Genomic DNA, 21,481 nt, shown 5'->3' with positions numbered 1-21,481 from the left:
CCAGTCAATGAATACTTGGCTGACATACCGCATTCGCGAGCAAGCCCGCTCCCACATTTACTCAGTGCTGTTCTTCAGGTTTGTGCTTTGTTTCAGGGCAGAACCGAAAAAACGATCGCAGACAGCGCAATCAACCCAATTACCACCACAAACACATTCGACACCTGCCCCGAATACTGGCGCAGCGATGGCACGCGGCGAATCGCGTACATCGGCATCAGGAACAGCAGGCACGCGATGATCGGCCCGCCCATGGTCTCGATCATGCCGAGGATGCTTGGGTTGAAGGTGGCCACGGCCCAGCAGGTCAGCACCATGAAGATCGCAGTGGAACGCTCCAGCCACTTGGCCGACATCGAGCGGTTGCGCCCGCGCAGGGATTTGACGATCAAGCCCTGGAAGCCTTCGCTGGCGCCGATGTAGTGGCCAAGGAAGGATTTGGTAATGGCCACCAGCGCGATCAACGGTGCCGCGTAGGCGATCACCGGGGTCTGGAAGTGGTTGGCCAGGTACGACAGGATCGAAATGTTCTGCGCCTTGGCGGCCGCCAGGTCTGCCGGCGACAGGGCCAGCACACAGCTGAAGCAGAAGAACATCACCGTCAACACCATCATGCCGTGGGCGGTGGCGAGGATGCCGCTGCTCTTGCGCTCGGCCTGCGCGCCGTACACGCGTTTTTGATCGACGGCGAACGCCGAGATGATCGGCGAGTGGTTGAAGGAAAACACCATCACCGGGATCGCCAGCCACAGGGTCTTGAAGAACAGCGGCATGGGCATGCCATCACCGGCCGAGGCGAAGAACGCGCCGTTCCAGTTGGGGATCAGGCTGAATGCCAGCAACAGCAGCGCAGCGACGAACGGGTACACCAGCACGCTCATGGCCTTGACGATCACGCCCTGGCCGCACCGCACAATCGCCATCAAGCCGAGGATCAGCACCAGCGACAGGATCGCCCGGGGCGGCGGGGCGATGTGCAGTTGGTGTTCCATGAAGCTGCTCAGGGTGTTGGTCAGCGCCACGCTGTACACCAGCAGGATCGGGAAGATGGCAAAGAAATACAGCAGGGTGATGAGTTTTCCTGCACCGACGCCGAAATGTTCCTCGACCACTTCGGTGATGTCGCCGGATTTGCCCGACAGCACAAAGCGCGTCAGCCCTCGGTGGGCGAAGAAGGTCATCGGGAAGGCCAGCAGCGCCAGCACGATCAGCGGCCAGAAGCCACCAACGCCGGCGTTGATCGGCAGGAACAGGGTGCCGGCGCCGATGGCGGTGCCGTAGAGGCCGAGCATCCAGGTGGTGTCGTGTTTGGTCCAGCCTTTGCTCACGGTCGTTGTTGCAGTTTCAGCAGGATTTTCGGCAGCAGGTGTACGTACATCGGTCATCGTTATTGCCTCGTTATTATTTTTGCGCGGGCTCACGTTGGGACGGTCAGGGAATGCTCCTCAGCATTCCACCCAGCTCACGGCCAGGCCGCCCCGTGAAGTTTCTTTGTATTTGTCATGCATGTCGGCGCCGGTATCGCGCATGGTGCGGATCACCCGGTCGAGGGAGATGAAGTGTTTGCCATCACCGCGCAGGGCCATTTGCGTGGCGTTGATCGCCTTGACGGCGGCGATGGCATTGCGCTCGATGCAGGGCACCTGGACCAGGCCGCCGACCGGGTCGCAGGTCAGGCCGAGGTTGTGTTCCAGGCCGATCTCGGCGGCGTTTTCCAACTGCTCCGGGGTGGCGCCGAGCACATCGGCCAAGCCGGCGGCGGCCATGGCGCAGGCCGAGCCGACTTCACCCTGGCAGCCGACTTCGGCGCCGGAGATCGAGGCGTTTTTCTTGCACAGGATGCCGACGGCGGCCGCAGCGAGGAAGAAATTGACCACGTCATCGTCGGACGCTTCGGGGTTGAATTTCATGTAGTAATGCAGCACCGCCGGGATGATCCCTGCCGCGCCGTTGGTCGGTGCCGTGACCATGCGCCCGCCTGCAGCGTTTTCCTCGTTGACGGCGAGGGCGAACAGGTTGACCCATTCCATCGCCGACAAGGTCGAGGTGATGACATTCGGCTTGCCGATTTCCAGCAGGCTGCGGTGCAATTTCGCCGCGCGGCGCGGCACATCCAGGCCACCTGGCAAGATGCCTTCATCGCGCAGGCCTTGCTCTACGCACTCGCGCATCACCGACCAGATATGCAGCAGGCCGCTGCGGATCTGTTCGTCGCTGCGCCAGGCGCGTTCGTTGGCCATCATCAGTTCGGAAACCCGCAGGCCATGCTTGTTGCACAGGGCTAGCAGTTCCACGGCGCTGGAAAAGTCGTAGGGCAATTGCACATCGCTGGTCGGCGCAATACCGGATTCAGCCTCAGCCGCTTCGATGATGAAACCGCCGCCCACCGAGTAGTAGGTTTGTTCGCTCAACAGGCCGCTGTCGCCGTAGGCGTGCAGGGACATGGCGTTGGGGTGGTAGGGCAGGCTTTCGTCCAGCAGCAGGAGATCGCTTTGCCAGTTGAAGGCAATGTCCTGGAGGCCTGCGAGCAACAGCCGACCGGACTCGCGCAGGTGCTGGATACGTGCATTGATCGAGGTGGGGTCGACTTTGTCGGGCCACTCGCCCATCAGCCCCATCACGCAGGCACGGTCAGTGGCATGGCCGACACCGGTGGCGGACAGCGAGCCGTACAGGCGCACTTCAACGCGGCGGGTGTCGCTCAGCAGTTGTTGGTCGATCAGGGCTTGGACAAAGGTCGCCGCCGCCCGCATCGGGCCGACGGTGTGGGAGCTGGACGGGCCGATGCCCACCTTGAATAGATCAAAAACACTGATAGCCATGCTAAAGCCTTACAAGCAATGGAAGATAATCGCTGCCATTTTTTGTCGGCCGAGCGGGATTGGCGCGATACTGATCCTCTGGATTGGCACTGACCAACGAATTATCCTAAGACACCCTTTAGCAGGACTAAACACTATGGCTCGCCCCCTTCATGGCCAGACTTACGTCTGGTTGCACGTTTTCTCCTGCGCTGCGCGGCATTTGTCGTTCACCCGCTGCGCCGAAGAACTGCACATCACACCGGGGGCGGTGAGCCAGCAGATTCGTCAGTTGGAGGAGCGCCTGGGGTTTCGCTTGTTCCATCGCCGTGCACGCGGCGTGGAGCTCAGTGCCGAAGGGCAGCGGCTGGCGGCAACGGTGGGGGAGGCTTACGGCAGCATCGATGCCGAATTGCAGCGCCTGGACGCGGGGATGATTAGCGGCACCTTGCGCCTGCGCTCGATCCCGTCGTTTCTCGGCAAATGGTTGACCCCACGCTTGCCGCGTTTGCAGCAACGTTTCCCGGACATCCAACTGCGCATGGTCGCCGAAGACAGCAGCATCGCCCTGCACGAGGGCGACTTCGACCTGGCCATCGACTTGAACGACGGCAGCTACCCCGGCCTGTTATCCACAGCCCTGTTGGACGAGCAGATTTTCCCGGTGTGCGCGCCGAGCCTGTTGCGCGGTCGGCCGCCGCTGCATGGCCCGGCGGATCTGGCGCATTTCCCGCTGCTGCACGACATCACCGCCTGGCGTGGGAGTTATGAATACGCGGAGTGGGAGTTTTACCTGAATGCCATCGGCTATCACGAAGCCGACGTGCGCCGTGGGCACACCTTCAACCGCAACCACCTGACCATCGAAGCCGCCATCGCCGGCATGGGCGTGGCCATTGCGCGACGCACCTTGCTCAACGACGAACTGGAGCGCGGCACCTTGATCGTGCCGTTCGGCCTGGCCGTGCCCAACCATAAACGCTATGTGCTGCTGTATGCGCCAGGCGCGCTGAGCCACCCGGGCGTGCGTGCGGTGCATGATTGGCTGGTGGAAGAAGCGGCGATTTTTCGCGGCTTGCACCCGTTGGGCGACGGGCAATTGTGAGGATTGTTGCGTGTAGGAAGTTGTAACTAACTCCCCACCCTAACAGCGTTTTTGATCGTAGTCAGGGTTAATTTGTAATGTGGGATTTATCTTTGAAAAGGGGTTGAATTGTTCCGCTGACTGCTCAATTGTGTAGTCAAGAGGTCATGGTTTCACCGCATCGGTGTTGCAGTTGTGACCTCTCGCGAGCTAGCTGAAATAAGGGAAAAACTATGCAAATCCAAGTCAATAGCGATAACCATATTGAAAGCAGCATCCGACTGGAGGAGTGGGTACGTACTACCATTGAAAGCACGCTCGAACGTTACGAAGAGGACCTGACCCGCGTTGAGGTCTACCTGCGGGATGAGAATGGCGACAAGCCCGGCCCCCACGATTTGAGCTGCCGCCTGGAAGCACGACCAAAAGGCCATCAGCCGCTCTCGGTACTGCACAAGGCCGATACCCTGGAACAGGCGATCGACGGCGCCGCGACCAAGCTGGACCACGCGCTGGAGCATCTGTTTGGCAAACTGCAAGGCAAGCCCCGCGCTGCCGCGAAACCCCAGCCAGCCAAAAGCGTGAATGATGACGCGCTTGAAGAGGAATTCCTGGAAAACGAAAACGCTGCACTCAATAGCTGACAGTATTTTCCACCCCACTGAAAGCGGGCCTGCATTTGCAGGCCCGTTTGCGTTTAGTGGCTGCGTCGGAAGAAGTACCCGCTCAACAACGCCAACCCGCCCGCACCGACCCCCGCAAACAGCATCGCCCAACCTGCGCCGTGACGCAGTGCGGCCTGGGCGTCGGCAAACGACAGCCCCATGAAAGCCGTCAGCTTGCCCGCCGCAATGTCCTGGCTGATGGCTGACCATTCAGATGCCGTGCTTGCGGGCATGACAGTGGCCAGTTGATGGCTGATCCCCAGCAACAGCACCAACCCCATCAACGCGATGTTGAGCGCCAGGGTGATTAGCCGCGCGCTGAGGTCGATGCCCGAAGCCATGCCCGCGCGGTCCTCCGAGACCGAGCCGGTGGTGGTGTTGGTGGTCGGCGAGTTGGTCAACGCCAGGCCCACGCCGGCTATCACGCAGCTGACCAGCACCAGCACGATGCTCGGCTGCGCCGCCGTGTTGACGGCAGCCATGCTCAAGAACCCCGCACCCATCAAGCCCAGCCCCAGGGGAATGATGCGTTCGGCGCCATAGCGCAGGGCCAGGCGTTCGGCCAGCGGCGGCACCAGCAAGGTCGGCAAGGTGTAGGCGAGCAGGGCGACGCCGGTGGCCAGGGTGTCGTAGCCCAGGCCGGCCTGGAAGTACAGCGGCAGGTAGATCATGAACGGCCAGAAGCTGAAGTTCATGCCGATGGAACCCATCAGGGCGCCGTTGAAACGCCTGATGCGAAACACCGAGAAATCAAACATCGGATGTGCGCTGCGCTTCTCGATAAATATGAACATCACCAGGCCGAGCAGTGACAAGCCCGCCCACCCCAGCATCGCGGGTGTTCCAAAGCCGTGTTCACTGCCTTGGGTGATGAAGTACACCAGCGAAAACACTGACAGCGTCAAGGTCAGCATGCCGGCGATATCGAGGCGATGTCCTGCTGGGTCGCGGGACTCTTGCACGCTGATGTGCAGCAACCCCAAGGTCAGAAGCGTGAGCGGCACGTGTACGAGAAACACCCAGCGCCAGTCCGCCACCGCCAGGATCAACGCGCCGACCATCGGCCCGAAGCCCAGCCCCACCCCCGCGATCACACCCCACACCGCAAAGGCGCGTGCGCGGGCCGCCGGTTCGCGGAACTGGTGCGACAGAATCGCAAACTGACAGATCATCATCGCCCCGGCGCCGATACCTTGTACGAAACGTGCCGCGATCAGCGTGGAAGCATCGTTGGCCAATCCACACGCCAGCGAAGCCAGGGCAAACAGCCACAGGCACAGCACCAGCATGCGCCGCCGGCCGAAGCGATCCGCCAAGGTGCCCGCCGCCATCAGCACGCTGGTGCAGGCCAGGGTGTAGGCATTCATGATCCATTGGGCGTCCTGGAAACCGGTGCCCAATTGCTGTTCGAGGGTGGGCAAGATGACCGGCACGCTGGAGATTTCCAGGCCAAACATCAGGGCCACCAGGCACACGGCAGTGAGGGCAAGGCGGTCTCTGGCGGCGCGTGGCGGGCTGGCGACGGATAACGTGGCGGCGGGTGGCATGGGATTCTCCTGGCAGTAGTGAAGTCGGGCTATTTTCAGGGGAATGCATTTCTTTATTCGTGATAAGTTTTCCTCTGATAAGGGAATCAAGGGCGACAATTGCATCATGGCCACCCCACGTTTTGATGGCGTTGAACTGTTTCTGCAAGTGGTGGAAAGCGGCAACCTGACGGAAGCCGCCGAGCGCCTGAACCTCACCCGTTCGGCGGTGGGCAAAGGTTTGGCACGCCTGGAGGCGCGGTTGGGCACCCGCTTGTTGCAGCGTTCCACCCGTCGTCAGCATCTGACAGAAGATGGGCAGGCGTACTACGAGCATTGCCTGCGCGCCTTGGCGGAATTGGAGGCGGCCGAGTCGGTGCTGGAAAGTGGGCGGCAGCAACCACGCGGACGCTTGAGGGCGAGCGTGCCGCTGGCGTTCGGGCATCACTATGCGGCGCCTGCGTTGTGGGGCTTGCTGGATCGTTATGCGGAACTGGAGATCGAGGTGTGCTTCTCTGACCGCATGATCGATTTGACGCAGGAAGGCTTCGACATCGCCGTGCGCATCGGCCCATTGCCCGACACCGACCGTCTCAGCGCCCGCCGCCTGGGGGAGCAAGCCGTGGGCCTCGCCGCAGCGCCGGCGTACCTGCAACGTGTGGGGCTCATCGAATCCATCGATGATCTGGCAGGCCGTCGGGAGATTGCCTACAGAACCAACACCCCGCATCGCTCACGGCTGATAGCACCGCTGGTACTGGACGACCTCCAGGCCGTGGCCGATGCCGCGATCGCGGGCGTCGGCCTGGCCTGGTTGCCGAGTTGGTTGATTGCCCATTACGTCCTGCGCGGGCAACTGGAGGCGGTGCTGCCGGGCTACCGTGAACAACCTTCACCGATCCACGTGATCTGGCCGACCGCACCGCACATGCCGGCCAAGACCCGCTGCGCCATCGACGCACTGGTCGCCGCAACCCCCAGTTGCCTGGCAGGTAGCTAATGTGGCGAGGGAGCTTGCTCCCGATGGGACGCGTAGCGGCCCCACTCGTTGTTTGAACGAATGGGACTGCTGCGCAGTCCGGCGGGAGCAAGCTCCCTCGCCACAATTAACTCTCCAGCCACAGGGTGTTGTGTGGTTAGAACGCGATGGAGGTCTGCACATACACCGTGCGTGGCTCGCCGACGTACTTGCCCTTGTTGTTGTCGTCGAACGAGCGGGTGAAGTACTGCTTGTTGAAGATGTTTTTCACACCGACGGCGACGTTCAGATCCGACAGCTGCGGGCCAAAGTCGTACGCCGCACGGCTGCTGAACAGCATGTAGCCAGGGATGCGTCCGGTGTTGCCATCGGCATTTTCCTGCTCGGTATTGGCGTTGTCGGCGAACTGGCTGCTCTGGTAGCTGCTGTCCACATTGAGTTTCCAGGGCCCTTCGGTGTAACCCACGCCGAGGGTGCCTTTGTGCTTGGACGAGAACGGCACGCGGTTGCCTTTGTTCGGGCCGTCTTCGCGGATGGTCGCATCGACGTAGGCGTAGCTGGCGTACACATCAAAACCGGCGAGGGCCGGGCTCAAGCCGTCGAGGGCATAGTTGATGCTGCTCTCGATGCCCTGGTGGCGGGTTTCGCCCCGGGCGATCACCGAGTCGTCGGTTTGGTTGCTTTCGTACTGGTTGTCGAAGTTGATCAGGAACGCGCCGATTTCTGCACGCAAGGCGCCGTCGTCGTAGCGTGTGCCGATTTCCCAAGTGCGCGCTTTTTCCGGTTTGACTTGGCCTTTGGGCACGCGCTTGGCCATCTGGCTGTACTGCACGCTGCCGAACGAACCTTCGGTGTTGGCGTAGAGGTTCCAGCTGTCGGTGAGGTGGTAGAGCACGTTCAACGCCGGCAACGCGGTGTTGTAGTTGCCTTTGTAGTTGAGGTTGTTGATGTGGTCGGTCTGCTCGGACTTAATCATCTCGTAGCGCACGCCCGGGGTGATGGTCCATTGGCCGATATCAATCCGGTCGTCGATGAAGAACGCGTTGGCTTCGGTGCTGCCACGGGTGTCGCGGTCGTTCTTGCTGTTGGTGGTGGGCATTTGCTGGTTGGCCGAGATCGGCGTGGTGTAGCGCAACTCGTGGCCGGCTTCGTTGATATAGCGATAGCCCACGCCGACTTCGTGGCTGCTGTTGCCGAGGTCGAAGCCCTGGGCAAAACGGCTTTCCAGGCCGCGCACCCAGTATTCGCGGGGCGACAGGGACAGGAAGCGGGTCTGGTCCAGGTAGCCGTTGCGCAGGGTGGTGGTGAAGAAGGTGTTCACGGTGAATTCGCGGCGGTCTTCCTGGTAGCGGTAACCGGCGTTAAACATCGTACGGCGGCCCCAGAACTTGTCGTAGGGGCGGGTGGACTGATACGGATCAGCCTTGTAGTCCTTGACGTTCAAACCACCGGGCATATCCGCCTGGCCTTCGTAGTACTGCGCCATGGCGTTGAAGCTGTTGGCTTCGTCCAGTTGGTATTTGCCCTTGAGGATCAGGTCGTCAATGCGCGTGTTGCTGTTTTCGCGCCAGTCGCCGCCACGGGTGCCGGAGTACAGGATCGCGCCACCCAGGCCGTTGTCGGCGGTGCCGCCGGCCAGCAGGTTGGCGGTGGTCTTGAAGCCATCATGGCTGGACGACGGGCTGGTTTCGGTCTGGAAACCGCCTTTGACCGTGGGCGCGTCCGGGATCGCGCGGGTCACGAAGTTGACCACGCCGCCGACGTTCTGCGGGCCGTAACGCACGGCGCCGCCGCCGCGCACCACGTCCACCGCGTCCATGTTGCCCATGCTGATCGGCGCGAACGACAGCTGTGGCTGGCCATACGGCGCGAAAGGCACCGGGATGCCGTCCATCAGCACCGTGGAGCGCGACGCCAGGCGTGGGTTGAGGCCGCGAATGCCGAAGTTCAGCGCCATGTCGTGGCTGCCGGTGCCGTTGTTTTCCGGGGCGTTGACGCCGGGGATACGGTTGAGCACGTCGCGGGCCTGGGTGGCGCCCTGGCGTTCGAACTCTTCGCGGCGGATCACGTCTCGGGCGCCGGGGTGTTCGAAGACGTTGGTTTGCGCGGCGTCGCCGAGCCAGTCGCCGACCACGCTGGAGGTGCCCAATTCGATGGTCGCCGGTGCACTGGCCGACTGCAGGCTGTAGGCATTGTCGCCTTCGGCGCGGGCTTGCAGGCCGGTGCCTTCCAGCAGTTTTTGCAGGCCTTCGGCGGCGCTGTAGTTGCCGGACAAGCCATGGCTCTGCATGCCCGCAGTGACTTCCGAGCCGAAGGAAATCAGCACGCCGGCTTCGCGGCCAAACTGGTTCAGGGCGGTTTCCAGCGAGGTCGGAGCGATGTGATAGGGCTTGGCGTCAGCCGCCATCACCGCAGGCAGCACGGTAAGACTCAAGCTGGCGCCGAGTAGGAGTTGGCGCAGGGAGCGGGCAAGAAGCGTCGGTTGCTGGGGCATGAAGAGCGTCCTGAGAAGGAAGGATCAAGGTGGCTTTCCTTCTCTGTCACGCGAGGTGTGGAAAACGGCTCACAAGGTTTGAAAATAATGTCAGGCGCGGGCCTCGACCGTGACCCAATAGCGGGTAAAGCGCCGCACCTTGACCGGCAAGCTCACGGTGAGCAGGTCGAGGATGCGTTCGCTGTCGTCCAACGGGTAGCTGCCGGAGATCAACAGGTTGGCGACCTGCGGGTCGCAATTGAGCTGGCCACGGCGATATCGGCCCAGTTCATTGAGGAAATCTTCCAGGCGCATGTGGGCCGCGACCAACATGCCGTCGGCCCAGGCGCCGCTGTTGGCGTCGGTGGCGCGCGGCGTGTCCCAGCCTTTGCGGGTGAAGTTGACCTGCTGCGCGGCGTCGACGCTCAGCGGCAGGCCGCTGTAGGTGTTGGGCATCACGTCAACGTGGCCGTCGAGGACCGCCAACTGGGTGTGGTCGTTGAACTGGCGCACATTCAGGCGTGCGGCCTGGCTGCTGAGCAGGCCCTGGCCGGTCAGGACCTTGAGCGGTGTAGGACCTTTTACGTCGGTCAGCAGGATCTCGCCTTCGAGCAGGCGGATCAGGCGTTGTTGGCCGTCGAAGTGCACATCCACCGCGCTGCCGGTGTTGAGGTGCAACTGGCTGCCGTCGGCCAGTTGCACCTTGCGCCGTTGGCCCACCGGGCTGCGGTAGTCGGCGGTCAGCGGCGGCAGGATATGTTGCTGGCGCAGGCTCCACGCGGCGGCCGAACCAGCACCGAGAATCAGCAGCAGCTTGAGGGCCTGGCGCCGGCTGGTGGAAGTTGGCGCGTTGAGCGCCGCGTGGGCCAGGGGCGAGGGCATGCCGCGCAGGCGCTGGTTGACGCGTTGCATATGGTCCCAGGCACGCTGGTGTTCACTGTGGGCATTCAACCAATGCTGCCACGCCGCGTGCTGGCGCGGGTTGAGGCTGCCTTGCTGCATTTCCATCAGCCAATGCACGGCTTGTTCGGCGACTTGAGTGGAGAAGTTCATAGGGCAAAGTAGCAGCGCATGGCCGCTTTATTCAGATGGCGTTTGACGGTGGCGATGGAGATGCCCAGTTCCGCGCCGATTTGCGCGTAGGTCAGGCCGTCGAGCTGGGCCAGCAGGAAGGCGCGTTTGACCTGGGTGGGCAAGCCGTCGAGCAACTGGTCCAGCTCCACCAGGGTTTGCAGAATGATGGCGCGTTCTTCTTCCGAGGGCGCCACGTGTTCAGGCAGCTGCGCGAGGGCGTCGAGGTAGGCGCGCTCCAGGTCCTGGCGGCGGTAAAAGTTGAACAGCACGCGCTTGGCCACGGTGGTGAGGAAGGCGCGGGGTTCGATCAGCGTGGGCGTTTCACGGGCGGTGAGCACGCGGATGAAGGTGTCTTGCGCCAGGTCGGCAGCGCTTTCCGGGCAGCCGAGCTTGCGTCGCAACCAGCCGGTGAGCCAGTGGTGATGGTCGTTGTACAGAACTTCGACGGTGTTGGACGGCTGCAACGCGATCACTCCATAAGCATTTCGCATGCTTTAGAGAACAAGAATTGTTCGCATTGTAGGCGGCCCGATACGGTTCGGCAATCCGCCAGCACCGGTGTTTCATCCGTTCTGTTTTGCTTATGAGAATATTTATCATTAATATTGCGCGCTGATGAACCTGGCGCCTCCTGCATGAAAAGCAAAACCTCACTTCCCGTCGCTTACCGTCTCGCCGTGACCTCACGGGTGCTCGCGGCTGTGGTCGGCGGCTACCTGATGGCCTCCCTGGCCGCCATCTGCCTGGCATTGTGGATGCCCACCTCCCGCGCCGACGCGGTGATCACCGGGATGATGAGTTCGTTTGTGTTCTATCTGCTGGCCGTGCTCTGGTGCTTCGCCTGCCGCACGGCCTGGCGCGCCTGGTTTGGCGTGATGCTGCCAAGCGCGGCGTTTGCCACCCTGGCGGGTGTGGGCTTGTGGATGGTGCGCACATGAAAGAGGGCTTTCGCCAAGCCATGGCCTGGTTGCACACCTGGAGCGGGCTGATCTTTGGCTGGCTGTTGTTTGCGATTTTCCTGACGGGTACCTTGGCGTACTTCAAGGAAGAAATCAGTCACTGGATGCAGCCCGAAGTGCAGGCCTATCCACTGGATAACGCGCGCAGCCTGGGCGTTGCGCAAACCTATCTGCAACACACGGCGCCAAAGGCCGCGCGCTGGTTTATCAACCTGCCGGACGAGCGCGACCCGGCCTTGTCGGTGATGTGGCAAGACAAGCTCGATCCCGGCCGACGCGGCAATTTCATGCAGAAAACCCTCGACCCGGTCACCGGCCAGGACGTGCAGGCCCGCGAAAGCATGGGCGGCGACTTCTTTTATCGCTTCCACTTCCAACTGCAAATGCCGCACCCCTGGGGGCGCTGGCTGTCCACCATCGCTGCGATGGTGATGTTTGTCGCGTTGATAACCGGAATCATCACCCACAAGAAAATCTTCAAGGACTTCTTCACCTTCCGCCCCCGCAAAGGCCAGCGCTCCTGGCTCGACGGGCATAACGCGGTGGGGGTGCTGGTGTTGCCGTTCCACTTGATGATTACCTACAGCAGCCTGGTGATTTTCATGAGCATGGTGATGCCGGCGCCGATCCTCGCTTCCTACAGCAACGACACCCGCGCCTTCTTCAACGAAGTGTTTCCCGCCACCAACAACGCGCCGGCGCTGGGCCAGCCGGGCCAATTGCTGCCGCTGTTGCCGATGTACGAGCAGGCGCGGGCGCAGTGGGACGGTGGCCATGTGGGGCGGCTGGGGGTGAACAACCCCGGCGATGTGAACGCCTCGGTCAATGTGTTTCGCGCCAGTTCCGACAACGTGGTGCATGAATTCGACAGCATCGTGTCGTTCAACGGCACCACCGGCGAGCTGCTGCGCACCAGTGACGGGCAATCGCTGCCGGCGATTATCGGTGGCAGTTTCTATGGCCTGCACATGGGCCATTTCGCCGGTCCGGTGCTGCGCTGGCTGTACTTTATCTGCGGCCTGGCGGGCACGGCGATGATCGGCACCGGGCTGGTGATCTGGCTCGGCAAGCGCCAGCTCAAGCACGCCAAGAGCGGCGGGATGCCGTTTGAACTGCGACTGGTGGAGGTGCTGAACATCGCCAGCATGTCCGGGTTGGTGATCGCCATTGCCGCGTTCTTCTGGGCCAATCGCCTGTTGCCGGTGAGCGTCGCCGAGCGCTCGGGCTGGGAAGTGCAAACCTTCTTTATCGCCTGGGGCTTGAGCCTGCTGCACGCGATCCTGCGCCGTGGCCGCCAGGGCTGGGTCGAGCAATTGAGTGTGGGCGCGCTGCTGTTTGCGGCGATTCCACTGCTCAACGCGCTGACCACCTCGCACCATCTGGGCGTTTCACTGGTGACGGGCGATTGGGCCATGGCCGGCTTCGACCTGACCTGCCTGGCCAGCGGTGTGTTTCTCGCCTGGGCGGCCTGGAAGATGCAGCACCGCGTGGCGCCGCAAGCCAAGGCGGAACGCCCACGGCCATTGACCCTCAAGCAGGAGGCGAACTGAATGCTGCTCGCGCTCTTGCTGTGCTACGCCGGGTTTACCGCGCTGTGCCTGGCCACCGACCGTCACCACGGTGAGCTGCTGCACAGCAAACCGTCGCCCCGTCGGCGCCTGGGGTTGCGCGCAGCAGGCTGGCTGCTGCTGGCGCTGTCGATCTGGCCGGCCGTGGCGCTCGGCGGTTGGAGCCGCGGCCTGGTGGATTGGTGCGCCGTGCTGATGCTCAGCGCGTTGCTGCTGGTGCTGTTGTTGCCGTATCGGCCAAGGTTGGCCCTGATCCTGGCGGGCGTTGGCCTGCTGGCCAGCCCCGTCGCCGCTTTCGCCACCCTCTGAGCACCGCCCATGATGATCAGCACTCCACCGGAGTCCGAGGACAGCCAGCGCGCTGAATCAGCGGGTGGGCGTGCGCATTTCCTACAGGTATTTCTCTCGCAGCGTTCGCAGATGGAAGCCCTGGTCAATCGGCGTGTAGGCTGCCGCGCCACGGCTGCCGACCTGGTGCAGGACCTGTTCCTGCGCTTCTGGCGTCGCCCGCTGGTGCAGGTCGAAGAACTCAGCACCTACCTGCTGCGCTGCGCCGGCAATATCGCCATCGACCATTTGCGCAGTGAAGGCGCACGGGTGCGTAGCAACGAAGGCTGGCTGCCGGAACAGCAGGACAACCAGGGCTCCGAACCCCAGGCGGCGTTGGAGGCGGGCAATGATTTGCGCCATGTCGAAGCCGCGTTGCGCAGCCTGCCGGAGCGTACCCGGCAGATTTTCCTGCTTAACCGCATCCATGGCCGCAAGTACGCGGAAATCGCCAAGGCCATGGGCCTGTCCCAAAGTGCCGTGGAAAAACATATGATGCGTGCCCTCGAAGCCTGCAAAGCCAGCCTTCGTGAGCCATCGCCCCCACGCACGCCAGGGAAAGCACCGTGAACCGCACCCCCACGCCCGACCAGGAACACGCCGCGCTGGCCTGGCTGAGCCTGTTGCACGACCAACCCAGCAGCGGCGACCAGGCCACGTTCAGTCACTGGCTGCGCGCCGACCCGGCCCACGTCGAGGCCTATTCGCAGGCCCAGGTGCTGTGGGAATTGAGTGAAGTGCCCGCGCGAAAACTCGCGGACGAAGAGGCGCTGGCGTTGCAGGGTTACCTGAATGCGATGAACACCTCGAAGCGTGCACGGGCGTTGCGCTGGTCCGGCGCGTTGGCGATGGCGGCGTGCCTGCTGCTGATGGTGAGCATGGGCGCGGGTTGGCAGCCCTCGCGCTGGGTCGATGATTTTGGCGCCGATTATGTGAGCGCGCCGGGGGAGGTGAAGACCGTCACCCTGGCCGACAAGTCTCAAGTCACCCTCGACGCCGACAGTGCGATTGCCGTGGATTTCAGCCAGGGCGAGCGGCATATCCAGTTGCGTCGTGGCGCTGGGTTTTTCAGCGTGACCCACACGGGGCAACCCTTTGTAGTAGAGGCGGGCAGCGGTGAAGCGCGGGTGCTCGGCACGCAATTCGAAGTGCGCCTACAACCGGCGGGTGCGCAGGTGACGGTGTTGTCTGGGCGGGTAGGGGTGACGTCGTCCAAGCAGGGCCAGCAGCAGATTCTGACGGCCGGGCAGCAAGTGGCCTACGCCGAGGGTGTGGCCGAGACCATGCATCCGGTAGACAGCGAATCGCGCCTGGCCTGGCGCGACGGTTGGCTCAACTATTACAAGGCGCCATTGGCCGATGTGGTCAAGGACCTGGAACGTTACTACCCGGGGCGCATCCTGTTGCTCAACGACGACATGGGCGCCAAGCGCGTCAGTGGCAGCTTCCCGAGCAAAGACCCACAGGCGGTGCTGAATGCGTTGCAAGCGGTGTTGGGCTTCGAGCAGCACCATGTGCTCGGGCGGATGATCGTGGTGCGTTAGGCGCATGTGGGAGCTGGCTTGCCTGCGATGCAGACACCTCGGTCTGTCAGCTACACTGCGGCGATGCTATCGCAGGCAAGCCAGCTCCCACAAAAAGCCAATTCCACATAAGCCAGCCCACACAAGCCAGCTCTCAAAAGGTGTGGGTTACTCCAGTGCAGCCATGATCGCGTCAGGGTTGTAATCGCGAATCAGCGTGCCGTTCACATCCACAAACGGAATCCCGCCACCGCCCAACGCCTCATACGCCTTGCGCGCCTGGGCGTCCTTGTCGATATCGAACGCCTGATAGGGAATACCCTTCTGATCGAGGAAGCGGCGGATCTGCTTGCAGTACCCGCACCACTCGGTGGAATAGAGCACCACCCGCGCCGACGCCCGGGTTTGCTCCGACACCACCTGCGACGGGTTGAACACCCGCTCGATCTTGCCCCAGTTCTGGATCACCACCACCACCAGCAACACCAGCAGGACTTTTTTAAAGACCCCGCCGAGCATCAGTTGCGGCGCTTGAGCTGGTCGGTCAGTTGGGTCGGCAGGCCCTTGATTATCAGGGTGCCAGCAGCTTCGTCGTACTCGATCTTGTCGCCCAGCAGGTGCGCTTCAAAACTGATGGACAAGCCTTCGGCGCGGCCGGTGAAGCGGCGGAACTGGTTGAGGGTGCGCTTATCTGCAGGAATTTCCGGCGACAGGCCGTAGTCCTTGTTGCGGATGTGGTCGTAGAACGCCTTAGGTCGATCTTCATCGATCAAACCCGACAGTTCTTCCAGGCCCATCGGCTCGCCGAGCTTGGCCTGGCTGCTGGCGTAGTCCACCAGGGTCTTGGTTTTTTCGCGGGCGGATTCGTCCGGCAGGTCTTCGCTTTCAACGAAGTCGCTGAATGCCTTGAGCAGGGTGCGGGTCTCGCCCGGACCGTCGACGCCTTCCTGGCAGCCGATAAAGTCGCGGAAGTACTCCGAGACCTTCTTGCCGTTCTTGCCCTTGATAAACGAGATGTACTGCTTGGACTGCTTGTTGTTCTGCCACTCGGACACGTTGATACGCGCCGCCAGGTGCAGCTGGCCGAGGTCCAGGTGGCGCGACGGGGTCACGTCCAGCTCGTCGGTCACCGCCACGCCTTCGCTGTGGTGCAGCAGGGCGATGGCCAGGTAATCGGTCATGCCCTGTTGATAGTGGGCAAACAGCACGTGGCCGCCGGTGGAGAGGTTGGACTCTTCCATCAGCTTTTGCAGGTGCTCGACGGCGGTGCGGCTGAAGGTGGTGAAATCCTGGCCACCGTCGAAATATTCCTTCAACCAGCCACTGAACGGGTGCGCACCGGACTCGGCATGGAAGAAACCCCAGGCCTTGCCTTGCTTGGCGTTGTAGCTCTCGTTGAGGTCGGCAAGCATGTTCTCGATGGCGGCCGATTCGGACAGCTCCGAATCTCGGGCGTGGAGAACTGCGGGGGTGCCGTCGGGTTTTTTGTCGATCAGGTGGACGATGCAATGACGGATCGGCATAGGCTTCTCGGCTGGTTGAAGGGGAGCGGTCGGCCTCCCCGAAAAGTCGCCCAGTGTACCGCACCCATTGGGCAAGACGTGCTTTGAAGGCCGTTTTGGCACTCTCCGACCGGGCATATTCCTTTTTTTCACGGTTTAGAGCGATAAAGCTGACCAAATGGGTAGGTAGAAGCGGATATTTCCCCGTCTCTGTGCTAGTTTTGCCCCGTCTTACGCCAAGTCTCGGCGTTAAGCGTGCATTCAGCATCTGTCAGGTCGAACCAATCCCCGTTTCAAGCATCTATAACCCCGAACTTCGTGGTTATGGTCAGGGGTGCCAGGCCTTGACGGTCGGGCTCGATGGCTGACACTGCACTCTGCAATCCATATGAATTTGATAGGGAAGGAACACCACAATGGCTATTACTAAAGACCAACTGATCGCTGACTTGGCTGAAGCCGTAGACGCACCGAAAACTACCGTGCGCGCTCTGCTGGACCAACTGAGCCAAGTTGTTGCCGATCAGCTGGAAAACGGCGGCGAAATCACTCTGCCAGGCGTTGGCAAACTGAAAGTGACCGAGCGTCCTGCCCGTACTGGCCGTAACCCTTCGACTGGCGCTGCCATCGAAATCGCTGCCAAGAAAGTTATCAAGCTGGTTGTGGCCAAAGGCCTGACCGACGCTGTTAACAAGTAAGACGCAGCAAAAAAAACCGTGCTCCGGAGCGATCCGGGCACGGTTTTTTGTTGCCTGCGATTTGTCAGTCGCGAACCCAGCGTTGGCGCCAGATCTGCTGCTCGTTCTTGGTCTGGAAGGTCCAGGCGACGAAACGGCTTTGTTTCTGCCCCTGGGACATTTCCACCACTTGGCTTTCCAGTACGCCGGCCTTTTTCAGGGCTGTCTCGATCGCGGGCAGGTTTGACGCTTTTGACACCAGGCAGCTGAACCACAACACCTTGTGGGCAAAATGCGCACTTTCAGCGATAAGCTGCGTCACAAACCGTGCTTCGCCGCCTTCACACCACAGCTCGGCCGATTGGCCACCGAAGTTCAGTACCGGCAATTTTCGCTTGGGATCAGCCTTGCCCAGGGCGCGCCATTTGCGTTCGCTGCCTTTGGTGGCTTCGTCCATGGAGGCATGGAACGGCGGGTTGCACATGGTCAAGTCAAAGCGTTCGCCTGGCTCCAACAGGCCCAGCAGGATCTGCTTGGGGTTGGTCTGCTGGCGCAGCTGGATGACTTTGCTCAGGTCATTGGACTGCACGATGGCCTTGGCAGCGGCTACGGCGATCGGGTCGACTTCCGAGCCGAGGAAGTTCCAGCGGTACTCCATGTAGCCAATCAGCGGGTAGACGCAGTTGGCGCCCATGCCGATGTCCAGCACCTTGACGATGGAGCCACGGGGGATCTTGCCGTCATTGACGCTGGCCAGCAGGTCGGCGAGGAAGTGCACGTAGTCCGCACGCCCCGGCACCGGTGGGCACAGGTAGTCGGCCGGGATATCCCAGTGCTGGATGCCATAGAAGGACTTGAGCAGCGCCCGGTTGAACACCCGTACTGCATCCGGGCTGGCGAAGTCGATGCTCTCTTTCCCGTAGGGGTTGAGGATCACGAATTGCGCCAGTTCCGGCGTGGTCTTGATAAGCGCCGGGAAGTCGTAACGGCCTGTGTGGCGGTTGCGCGGGTGCAAGGTAGCCTCTTTGCGCGGCGCGACGGGCTTGGCCGTGGCGGCGGTTTTAGGCTTCTTGCGTGGAGGCTTGGGTGTGCTGGGGGCGGTCATGATGATTCTGGTGTTGGCTCAAAGTGGTGGGCATTGTCACACATCTTGAGCCTTACCCGGTCAACTGTGGGAGCTGGCTTGCCTGCGATGGCATCACCTTGGCCTGCTGAAGGACCGAGTTGTCTGCATCGCAGGCAAGCCAGCTCCCACATGGATTGGATTTTCAAGGTAAAAAAAAGAGGCCCGAAGGCCTCTTTTCTACAGGGAATCCACCTTACAGGCTGGAAATCCGCGCATGTTGCTCCGCCAGCTTGCCCAAGGCCTGTTCGGCCTCGGCCAGTTTGGCGCGTTCCTTGTCGATCACTTCGGCCGGGGCCTTGTCGACAAACGCCGCGTTGGACAGCTTGCCGCCCACTCGCTGCACTTCGCCTTGCAGGCGTGCGATTTCCTTGTCGAGACGAGCCAGTTCCGCGCCCTTGTCGATCAGGCCGGCCATCGGCACCAGCACTTCCATCTCGCCAACCAGTGCGGTGGCGGACAGCGGTGCTTCGGCGTCGGCCGCCAATACGGTGATCGACTCCAGCTTGGCCAGCTTCTTGAGCAGCGCATCGTTCTCGGTGAGGCGGCGCTGGTCTTCAGCGCTGGCGTTCTTCACGAACACTGCCAGTGGCTTGCCCGGGCCGATGTTCATCTCGGCGCGGATGTTGCGCGTGCCGAGCATCAGGGTCTTGAGCCATTCGATATCGCTTTCGGCCGCCTCATCGATGCGCGCTTCATTGGCCACTGGCCAAGGTTGCAGCATGATGGTCTTGCCTTCGATACCGGCCAGCGGCGCCAGGCGCTGCCAGATTTCTTCGGTGATGAACGGCATGAACGGATGCGCCAGGCGCAGGGCCACTTCCAGCACGCGTACCAGGGTGCGACGGGTGCCGCGCTGGCGTTCGACCGGGGCGTTTTCGTCCCACAGCACGGGCTTGGACAGTTCCAGGTACCAGTCGCAGTACTGGTTCCAGATGAACTCATACAAAGCCTGTGCGGCCAGGTCGAAACGGAACTGGTCGAGCTGGCGAGTCACTTCGGCTTCGGTGCGTTGCAGCTGGGAGATGATCCAGCGATCCGCCAGGCTCAGCTCATAGGCTTCGCCGTTCTGGCCGCAGTCTTCACCTTTGTCCAGCACGTAGCGCGCCGCGTTCCAGATCTTGTTGCAGAAGTTGCGATAGCCTTCGACGCGGCCCATGTCGAACTTGATGTCGCGACCGGTGGACGCCAGCGAGCAGAAGGTGAAGCGCAGGGCGTCGGTGCCGTAGCTGGCGATACCGTCGGCGAACTCGTCGCGGGTCTGCTTCTCGATCTTCTTCGCCAGTTTCGGCTGCATCAGGCCTGAGGTGCGTTTTTGCACCAGGGTTTCCAGGTCGATACCGTCGATGATGTCCAGCGGGTCGAGGACGTTGCCCTTGGACTTGGACATCTTCTGGCCCTGGCCATCACGCACCAGGCCGTGTACGTACACGGTCTTGAACGGTACTTGCGGGGTGCCGTCCTCGTTCTTCACCAGGTGCATGGTCAGCATAATCATCCGGGCAACCCAGAAGAAAATGATGTCGAAACCGGTGACCAGCACGTCGGTGGAGTGGAATTTCTTGAGGAATTCGGTCTGCTGCGGCCAGCCCAAGGTGGAGAACGTCCACAGGCCCGAGCTGAACCAGGTGTCCAGTACGTCGTTGTCTTGTTGCAGGGCAACGTCGGCACCGAGGTTGTGCTTGGCACGCACTTCGGCTTCGTCGCGGCCTACATAGACCTTGCCCGATTCGTCGTACCAGGCCGGAATACGGTGGCCCCACCACAGTTGACGGCTGATGCACCAATCCTGGATGTCGCGCATCCACGAGAAGTACATGTTTTCGTACTGTTTTGGTACGAACTGGATGCGGCCATCTTCCACGGCAGCAATCGCAGGCTCGGCCAGCGGCTTGGTGGACACGTACCACTGGTCGGTCAGCCACGGCTCGATGATGGTGCCGGAACGGTCGCCCTTCGGCACTTTCAGGCCGTGGTCGTCAACGCTCACCAACAAGCCGGCGGCGTCGAAGGCGGCAACGATCTGCTTGCGTGCTTCGAAACGGTCGAGGCCGGCGTATTCGGCCGGGATCTTGCCGTCGATGCTGTCGTTCAGCGTGCCGTCCAGGTTGAACACCTGGCAGGCCGGCAGTACGGCCGCATTTTTGTCGAAGATGTTCAGCAGCGGCAGGTTGTGACGCTTGCCGACTTCGTAGTCGTTGAAATCGTGGGCCGGGGTGATTTTCACGCAGCCGGTGCCGAATTCAGGGTCGCAGTAGTCGTCCGCGATGATCGGGATGCGGCGGCCAACCAACGGCAGCTCGACGAACTTGCCGATCAGCGCCTGGTAGCGTTCGTCGTTCGGGTTAACGGCCACGGCGGCGTCGCCGAGCATGGTTTCCGGACGGGTGGTGGCGACGATCAGGTAGTCGTTGCCCTCGGCGGTCTTGGCGCCGTCAGCCAGCGGGTACTTGAGGTTCCACAGGAAACCTTTCTCGTCGTGGTTTTCCACTTCGAGGTCGGAAATTGCCGTGTGCAGCTTGGTGTCCCAGTTGACCAGGCGCTTGCCGCGGTAGATCAGGCCGTCTTCATGCAGGCGCACGAAGGCTTCTTTCACGGCTTCAGACAGGCCGTCGTCCATGGTGAAGCGCTCGCGGCTCCAGTCTACGGACGAACCCAGACGACGGATCTGACGGCTGATATTGCCGCCGGACTGGTCTTTCCATTCCCAGATCTTTTCCAGGAATTTCTCGCGGCCCAGGTCGTGACGGCTCTGGCCGGTGGCTTCGAGTTGGCGTTCCACCAGCATCTGCGTGGCGATACCGGCGTGGTCGGTACCCGGTTGCCACAGGGTATTGCGGCCCTGCATGCGGCGGAAACGGATCAACGCATCCATGATCGCATTGTTGAAGCCATGGCCCATGTGCAGGCTGCCAGTGACGTTCGGTGGCGGAATCATGATGGTGTAGGAATCGCCCGCGCCTTGCGGGGCGAAATAATTCTCGGATTCCCAGGTGTTGTACCAGGAAGTTTCGATAGCGTGCGGCTGGTAGGTCTTATCCATGCGCGGCGGGACCCTAGTTGGCATTAATTCAGGAAAGCCGGCAAGTATAACGGGGGATAGGGCGCAGGGCGAGGCGAAGACAGGCTTGAAATGTACGCTGAACAAATGTGGGAGCGGGCTTGCTCGCGAAAGCGGTGGATCAGTCAAAGATGTATTT

At 61.7% G+C, this 21,481-nt stretch carries 19 protein-coding genes; 9 read left to right on the top strand and 10 right to left on the bottom strand.

The window, feature by feature from the left end:
- Nucleotides 1-92 precede the first annotated feature (92 nt).
- Both NUV89_RS16940 and NUV89_RS16935 read right to left on the bottom strand, forming a co-directional pair.
- Nucleotides 93-1,385: a serine/threonine transporter gene (locus NUV89_RS16940; protein ID WP_124527357.1), complete on the bottom strand. Its 1,293-nt coding sequence runs from the start codon at nucleotides 1,383-1,385 to the stop codon at nucleotides 93-95.
- A gap of 60 nt (nucleotides 1,386-1,445) precedes the next feature.
- The gene (locus NUV89_RS16935) at nucleotides 1,446-2,822 is read right to left on the bottom strand and encodes an L-serine ammonia-lyase (RefSeq protein WP_257782220.1); all 1,377 of its coding nucleotides are present in this window, start codon (nucleotides 2,820-2,822) and stop codon (nucleotides 1,446-1,448) included.
- Between the two features lie 136 nt (nucleotides 2,823-2,958).
- On the opposite strand from NUV89_RS16935, the gene NUV89_RS16930 reads away from it, so the two are divergent.
- Complete coding sequence (locus tag NUV89_RS16930; RefSeq protein WP_257782219.1) at nucleotides 2,959-3,906, top strand: LysR substrate-binding domain-containing protein; 948 nt, start codon at nucleotides 2,959-2,961, stop codon at nucleotides 3,904-3,906.
- A 212-nt stretch (nucleotides 3,907-4,118) separates the two neighbouring features.
- Nucleotides 4,119-4,529 (top strand): HPF/RaiA family ribosome-associated protein, encoded by a 411-nt coding sequence (locus tag NUV89_RS16925; protein ID WP_017736189.1) that lies wholly within the window; start codon nucleotides 4,119-4,121, stop codon nucleotides 4,527-4,529.
- 53 nt (nucleotides 4,530-4,582) lie between these two features.
- Here NUV89_RS16925 and NUV89_RS16920 read toward each other — a convergent pair whose 3' ends face one another.
- Nucleotides 4,583-6,097, bottom strand: coding sequence for an MFS transporter (locus NUV89_RS16920; protein WP_257782218.1), 1,515 nt, complete (start codon nucleotides 6,095-6,097; stop codon nucleotides 4,583-4,585).
- A 106-nt stretch (nucleotides 6,098-6,203) separates the two neighbouring features.
- Between NUV89_RS16920 and NUV89_RS16915 the strand changes: the two genes are divergently transcribed.
- Nucleotides 6,204-7,076, top strand: coding sequence for a LysR family transcriptional regulator (locus NUV89_RS16915; RefSeq protein WP_257782217.1), 873 nt, complete (start codon nucleotides 6,204-6,206; stop codon nucleotides 7,074-7,076).
- 136 nt (nucleotides 7,077-7,212) lie between these two features.
- Here NUV89_RS16915 and fecA read toward each other — a convergent pair whose 3' ends face one another.
- The 3 genes from fecA to NUV89_RS16900 form a co-directional block, all read right to left on the bottom strand.
- Complete coding sequence (fecA, locus tag NUV89_RS16910; protein WP_257782216.1) at nucleotides 7,213-9,549, bottom strand: TonB-dependent Fe(3+) dicitrate receptor FecA; 2,337 nt, start codon at nucleotides 9,547-9,549, stop codon at nucleotides 7,213-7,215.
- Nucleotides 9,550-9,639: 90 nt separating this feature from the next.
- The gene (locus NUV89_RS16905; protein ID WP_257782215.1) at nucleotides 9,640-10,581 is read right to left on the bottom strand and encodes a FecR domain-containing protein; all 942 of its coding nucleotides are present in this window, start codon (nucleotides 10,579-10,581) and stop codon (nucleotides 9,640-9,642) included.
- A complete protein-coding gene (locus NUV89_RS16900) occupies nucleotides 10,578-11,066 on the bottom strand; it encodes a sigma-70 family RNA polymerase sigma factor (protein ID WP_257782214.1) in 489 nt (162 codons plus the stop codon). Before NUV89_RS16900 ends, NUV89_RS16905 begins: the two co-directional genes overlap by 4 nt.
- A 171-nt stretch (nucleotides 11,067-11,237) precedes the next feature.
- On the opposite strand from NUV89_RS16900, the gene NUV89_RS16895 reads away from it, so the two are divergent.
- The 5 genes from NUV89_RS16895 to NUV89_RS16875 are packed head-to-tail and all read left to right on the top strand — an operon-like array spanning nucleotide 11,238 to nucleotide 15,000.
- On the top strand, nucleotides 11,238-11,540 hold the full coding sequence (locus NUV89_RS16895) for a DUF3649 domain-containing protein (protein WP_026136722.1): 303 nt from the start codon (nucleotides 11,238-11,240) through the stop codon (nucleotides 11,538-11,540).
- Nucleotides 11,537-13,111 carry a PepSY domain-containing protein gene (locus tag NUV89_RS16890; protein ID WP_257782213.1) on the top strand — a complete coding sequence of 525 codons (1,575 nt, stop codon included), beginning with the start codon at nucleotides 11,537-11,539 and terminating at the stop codon, nucleotides 13,109-13,111. Before NUV89_RS16895 ends, NUV89_RS16890 begins: the two co-directional genes overlap by 4 nt.
- Nucleotides 13,112-13,438 carry a DUF3325 domain-containing protein gene (locus NUV89_RS16885; protein ID WP_257782212.1) on the top strand — a complete coding sequence of 109 codons (327 nt, stop codon included), beginning with the start codon at nucleotides 13,112-13,114 and terminating at the stop codon, nucleotides 13,436-13,438. It begins immediately after the preceding gene.
- 9 nt (nucleotides 13,439-13,447) lie between these two features.
- Complete coding sequence (locus NUV89_RS16880; RefSeq protein ID WP_257782211.1) at nucleotides 13,448-14,026, top strand: RNA polymerase sigma factor; 579 nt, start codon at nucleotides 13,448-13,450, stop codon at nucleotides 14,024-14,026.
- Entirely contained in the window at nucleotides 14,023-15,000 is a 978-nt protein-coding gene (locus tag NUV89_RS16875) for a FecR family protein (protein ID WP_257782210.1), read from the top strand. The genes NUV89_RS16880 and NUV89_RS16875 overlap by 4 nt, the downstream gene beginning before the upstream one ends.
- Before the next feature lie 147 nt (nucleotides 15,001-15,147).
- Here the strand turns inward: NUV89_RS16875 and NUV89_RS16870 are convergent, their stop codons facing one another.
- Both NUV89_RS16870 and yejK read right to left on the bottom strand, forming a co-directional pair.
- Nucleotides 15,148-15,498 (bottom strand): glutaredoxin family protein, encoded by a 351-nt coding sequence (locus tag NUV89_RS16870; RefSeq protein WP_257782209.1) that lies wholly within the window; start codon nucleotides 15,496-15,498, stop codon nucleotides 15,148-15,150.
- Nucleotides 15,498-16,502 carry a nucleoid-associated protein YejK gene (yejK, locus tag NUV89_RS16865; protein ID WP_003171997.1) on the bottom strand — a complete coding sequence of 335 codons (1,005 nt, stop codon included), beginning with the start codon at nucleotides 16,500-16,502 and terminating at the stop codon, nucleotides 15,498-15,500. Before yejK ends, NUV89_RS16870 begins: the two co-directional genes overlap by 1 nt.
- Before the next feature lie 395 nt (nucleotides 16,503-16,897).
- Between yejK and NUV89_RS16860 the strand changes: the two genes are divergently transcribed.
- Nucleotides 16,898-17,179, top strand: a complete 282-nt coding sequence (locus NUV89_RS16860) for an HU family DNA-binding protein (protein WP_003188840.1) — start codon at nucleotides 16,898-16,900, stop codon at nucleotides 17,177-17,179.
- A 64-nt stretch (nucleotides 17,180-17,243) separates the two neighbouring features.
- On the opposite strand, the gene rlmF is transcribed toward NUV89_RS16860, so the two are convergent.
- Nucleotides 17,244-18,263, bottom strand: coding sequence for a 23S rRNA (adenine(1618)-N(6))-methyltransferase RlmF (rlmF, locus tag NUV89_RS16855; RefSeq protein ID WP_257782208.1), 1,020 nt, complete (start codon nucleotides 18,261-18,263; stop codon nucleotides 17,244-17,246).
- Between the two features lie 214 nt (nucleotides 18,264-18,477).
- Nucleotides 18,478-21,324, bottom strand: coding sequence for a valine--tRNA ligase (locus NUV89_RS16850; protein WP_257782207.1), 2,847 nt, complete (start codon nucleotides 21,322-21,324; stop codon nucleotides 18,478-18,480).
- Nucleotides 21,325-21,481: the final 157 nt, after the last annotated feature.

The sequence above is a fragment of the Pseudomonas sp. 18.1.10 genome, from assembly GCF_024655625.1.
In the GTDB taxonomy this organism is placed as follows: domain Bacteria; phylum Pseudomonadota; class Gammaproteobacteria; order Pseudomonadales; family Pseudomonadaceae; genus Aquipseudomonas.
This window is presented reverse-complemented; position numbering and strand designations above follow the sequence as displayed.

Bases quoted from the DNA above. Each gene is read 5' to 3' on its own strand.
- NUV89_RS16925 (WP_017736189.1), top strand. From the start codon at position 4,119: ATGCAAATCCAAGTCAATAGCGATAACCATATTGAAAGCAGCATCCGA.
- NUV89_RS16890 (WP_257782213.1), top strand. From the start codon at position 11,537: ATGAAAGAGGGCTTTCGCCAAGCCATGGCCTGGTTGCACACCTGGAGC.
- NUV89_RS16870 (WP_257782209.1), bottom strand. From the start codon at position 15,498: ATGCTCGGCGGGGTCTTTAAAAAAGTCCTGCTGGTGTTGCTGGTGGTG.
- yejK (WP_003171997.1), bottom strand. From the start codon at position 16,502: ATGCCGATCCGTCATTGCATCGTCCACCTGATCGACAAAAAACCCGAC.
- rlmF (WP_257782208.1), bottom strand. From the start codon at position 18,263: ATGACCGCCCCCAGCACACCCAAGCCTCCACGCAAGAAGCCTAAAACC.
- NUV89_RS16880 (WP_257782211.1), top strand. From the start codon at position 13,448: ATGATGATCAGCACTCCACCGGAGTCCGAGGACAGCCAGCGCGCTGAA.
- NUV89_RS16860 (WP_003188840.1), top strand. From the start codon at position 16,898: ATGGCTATTACTAAAGACCAACTGATCGCTGACTTGGCTGAAGCCGTA.
- NUV89_RS16920 (WP_257782218.1), bottom strand. From the start codon at position 6,097: ATGCCACCCGCCGCCACGTTATCCGTCGCCAGCCCGCCACGCGCCGCC.
- NUV89_RS16885 (WP_257782212.1), top strand. From the start codon at position 13,112: ATGCTGCTCGCGCTCTTGCTGTGCTACGCCGGGTTTACCGCGCTGTGC.
- NUV89_RS16895 (WP_026136722.1), top strand. From the start codon at position 11,238: ATGAAAAGCAAAACCTCACTTCCCGTCGCTTACCGTCTCGCCGTGACC.
- NUV89_RS16930 (WP_257782219.1), top strand. From the start codon at position 2,959: ATGGCTCGCCCCCTTCATGGCCAGACTTACGTCTGGTTGCACGTTTTC.
- NUV89_RS16940 (WP_124527357.1), bottom strand. From the start codon at position 1,385: ATGACCGATGTACGTACACCTGCTGCCGAAAATCCTGCTGAAACTGCA.
- fecA (WP_257782216.1), bottom strand. From the start codon at position 9,549: ATGCCCCAGCAACCGACGCTTCTTGCCCGCTCCCTGCGCCAACTCCTA.
- NUV89_RS16905 (WP_257782215.1), bottom strand. From the start codon at position 10,581: ATGAACTTCTCCACTCAAGTCGCCGAACAAGCCGTGCATTGGCTGATG.
- NUV89_RS16850 (WP_257782207.1), bottom strand. From the start codon at position 21,324: ATGGATAAGACCTACCAGCCGCACGCTATCGAAACTTCCTGGTACAAC.
- NUV89_RS16935 (WP_257782220.1), bottom strand. From the start codon at position 2,822: ATGGCTATCAGTGTTTTTGATCTATTCAAGGTGGGCATCGGCCCGTCC.
- NUV89_RS16915 (WP_257782217.1), top strand. From the start codon at position 6,204: ATGGCCACCCCACGTTTTGATGGCGTTGAACTGTTTCTGCAAGTGGTG.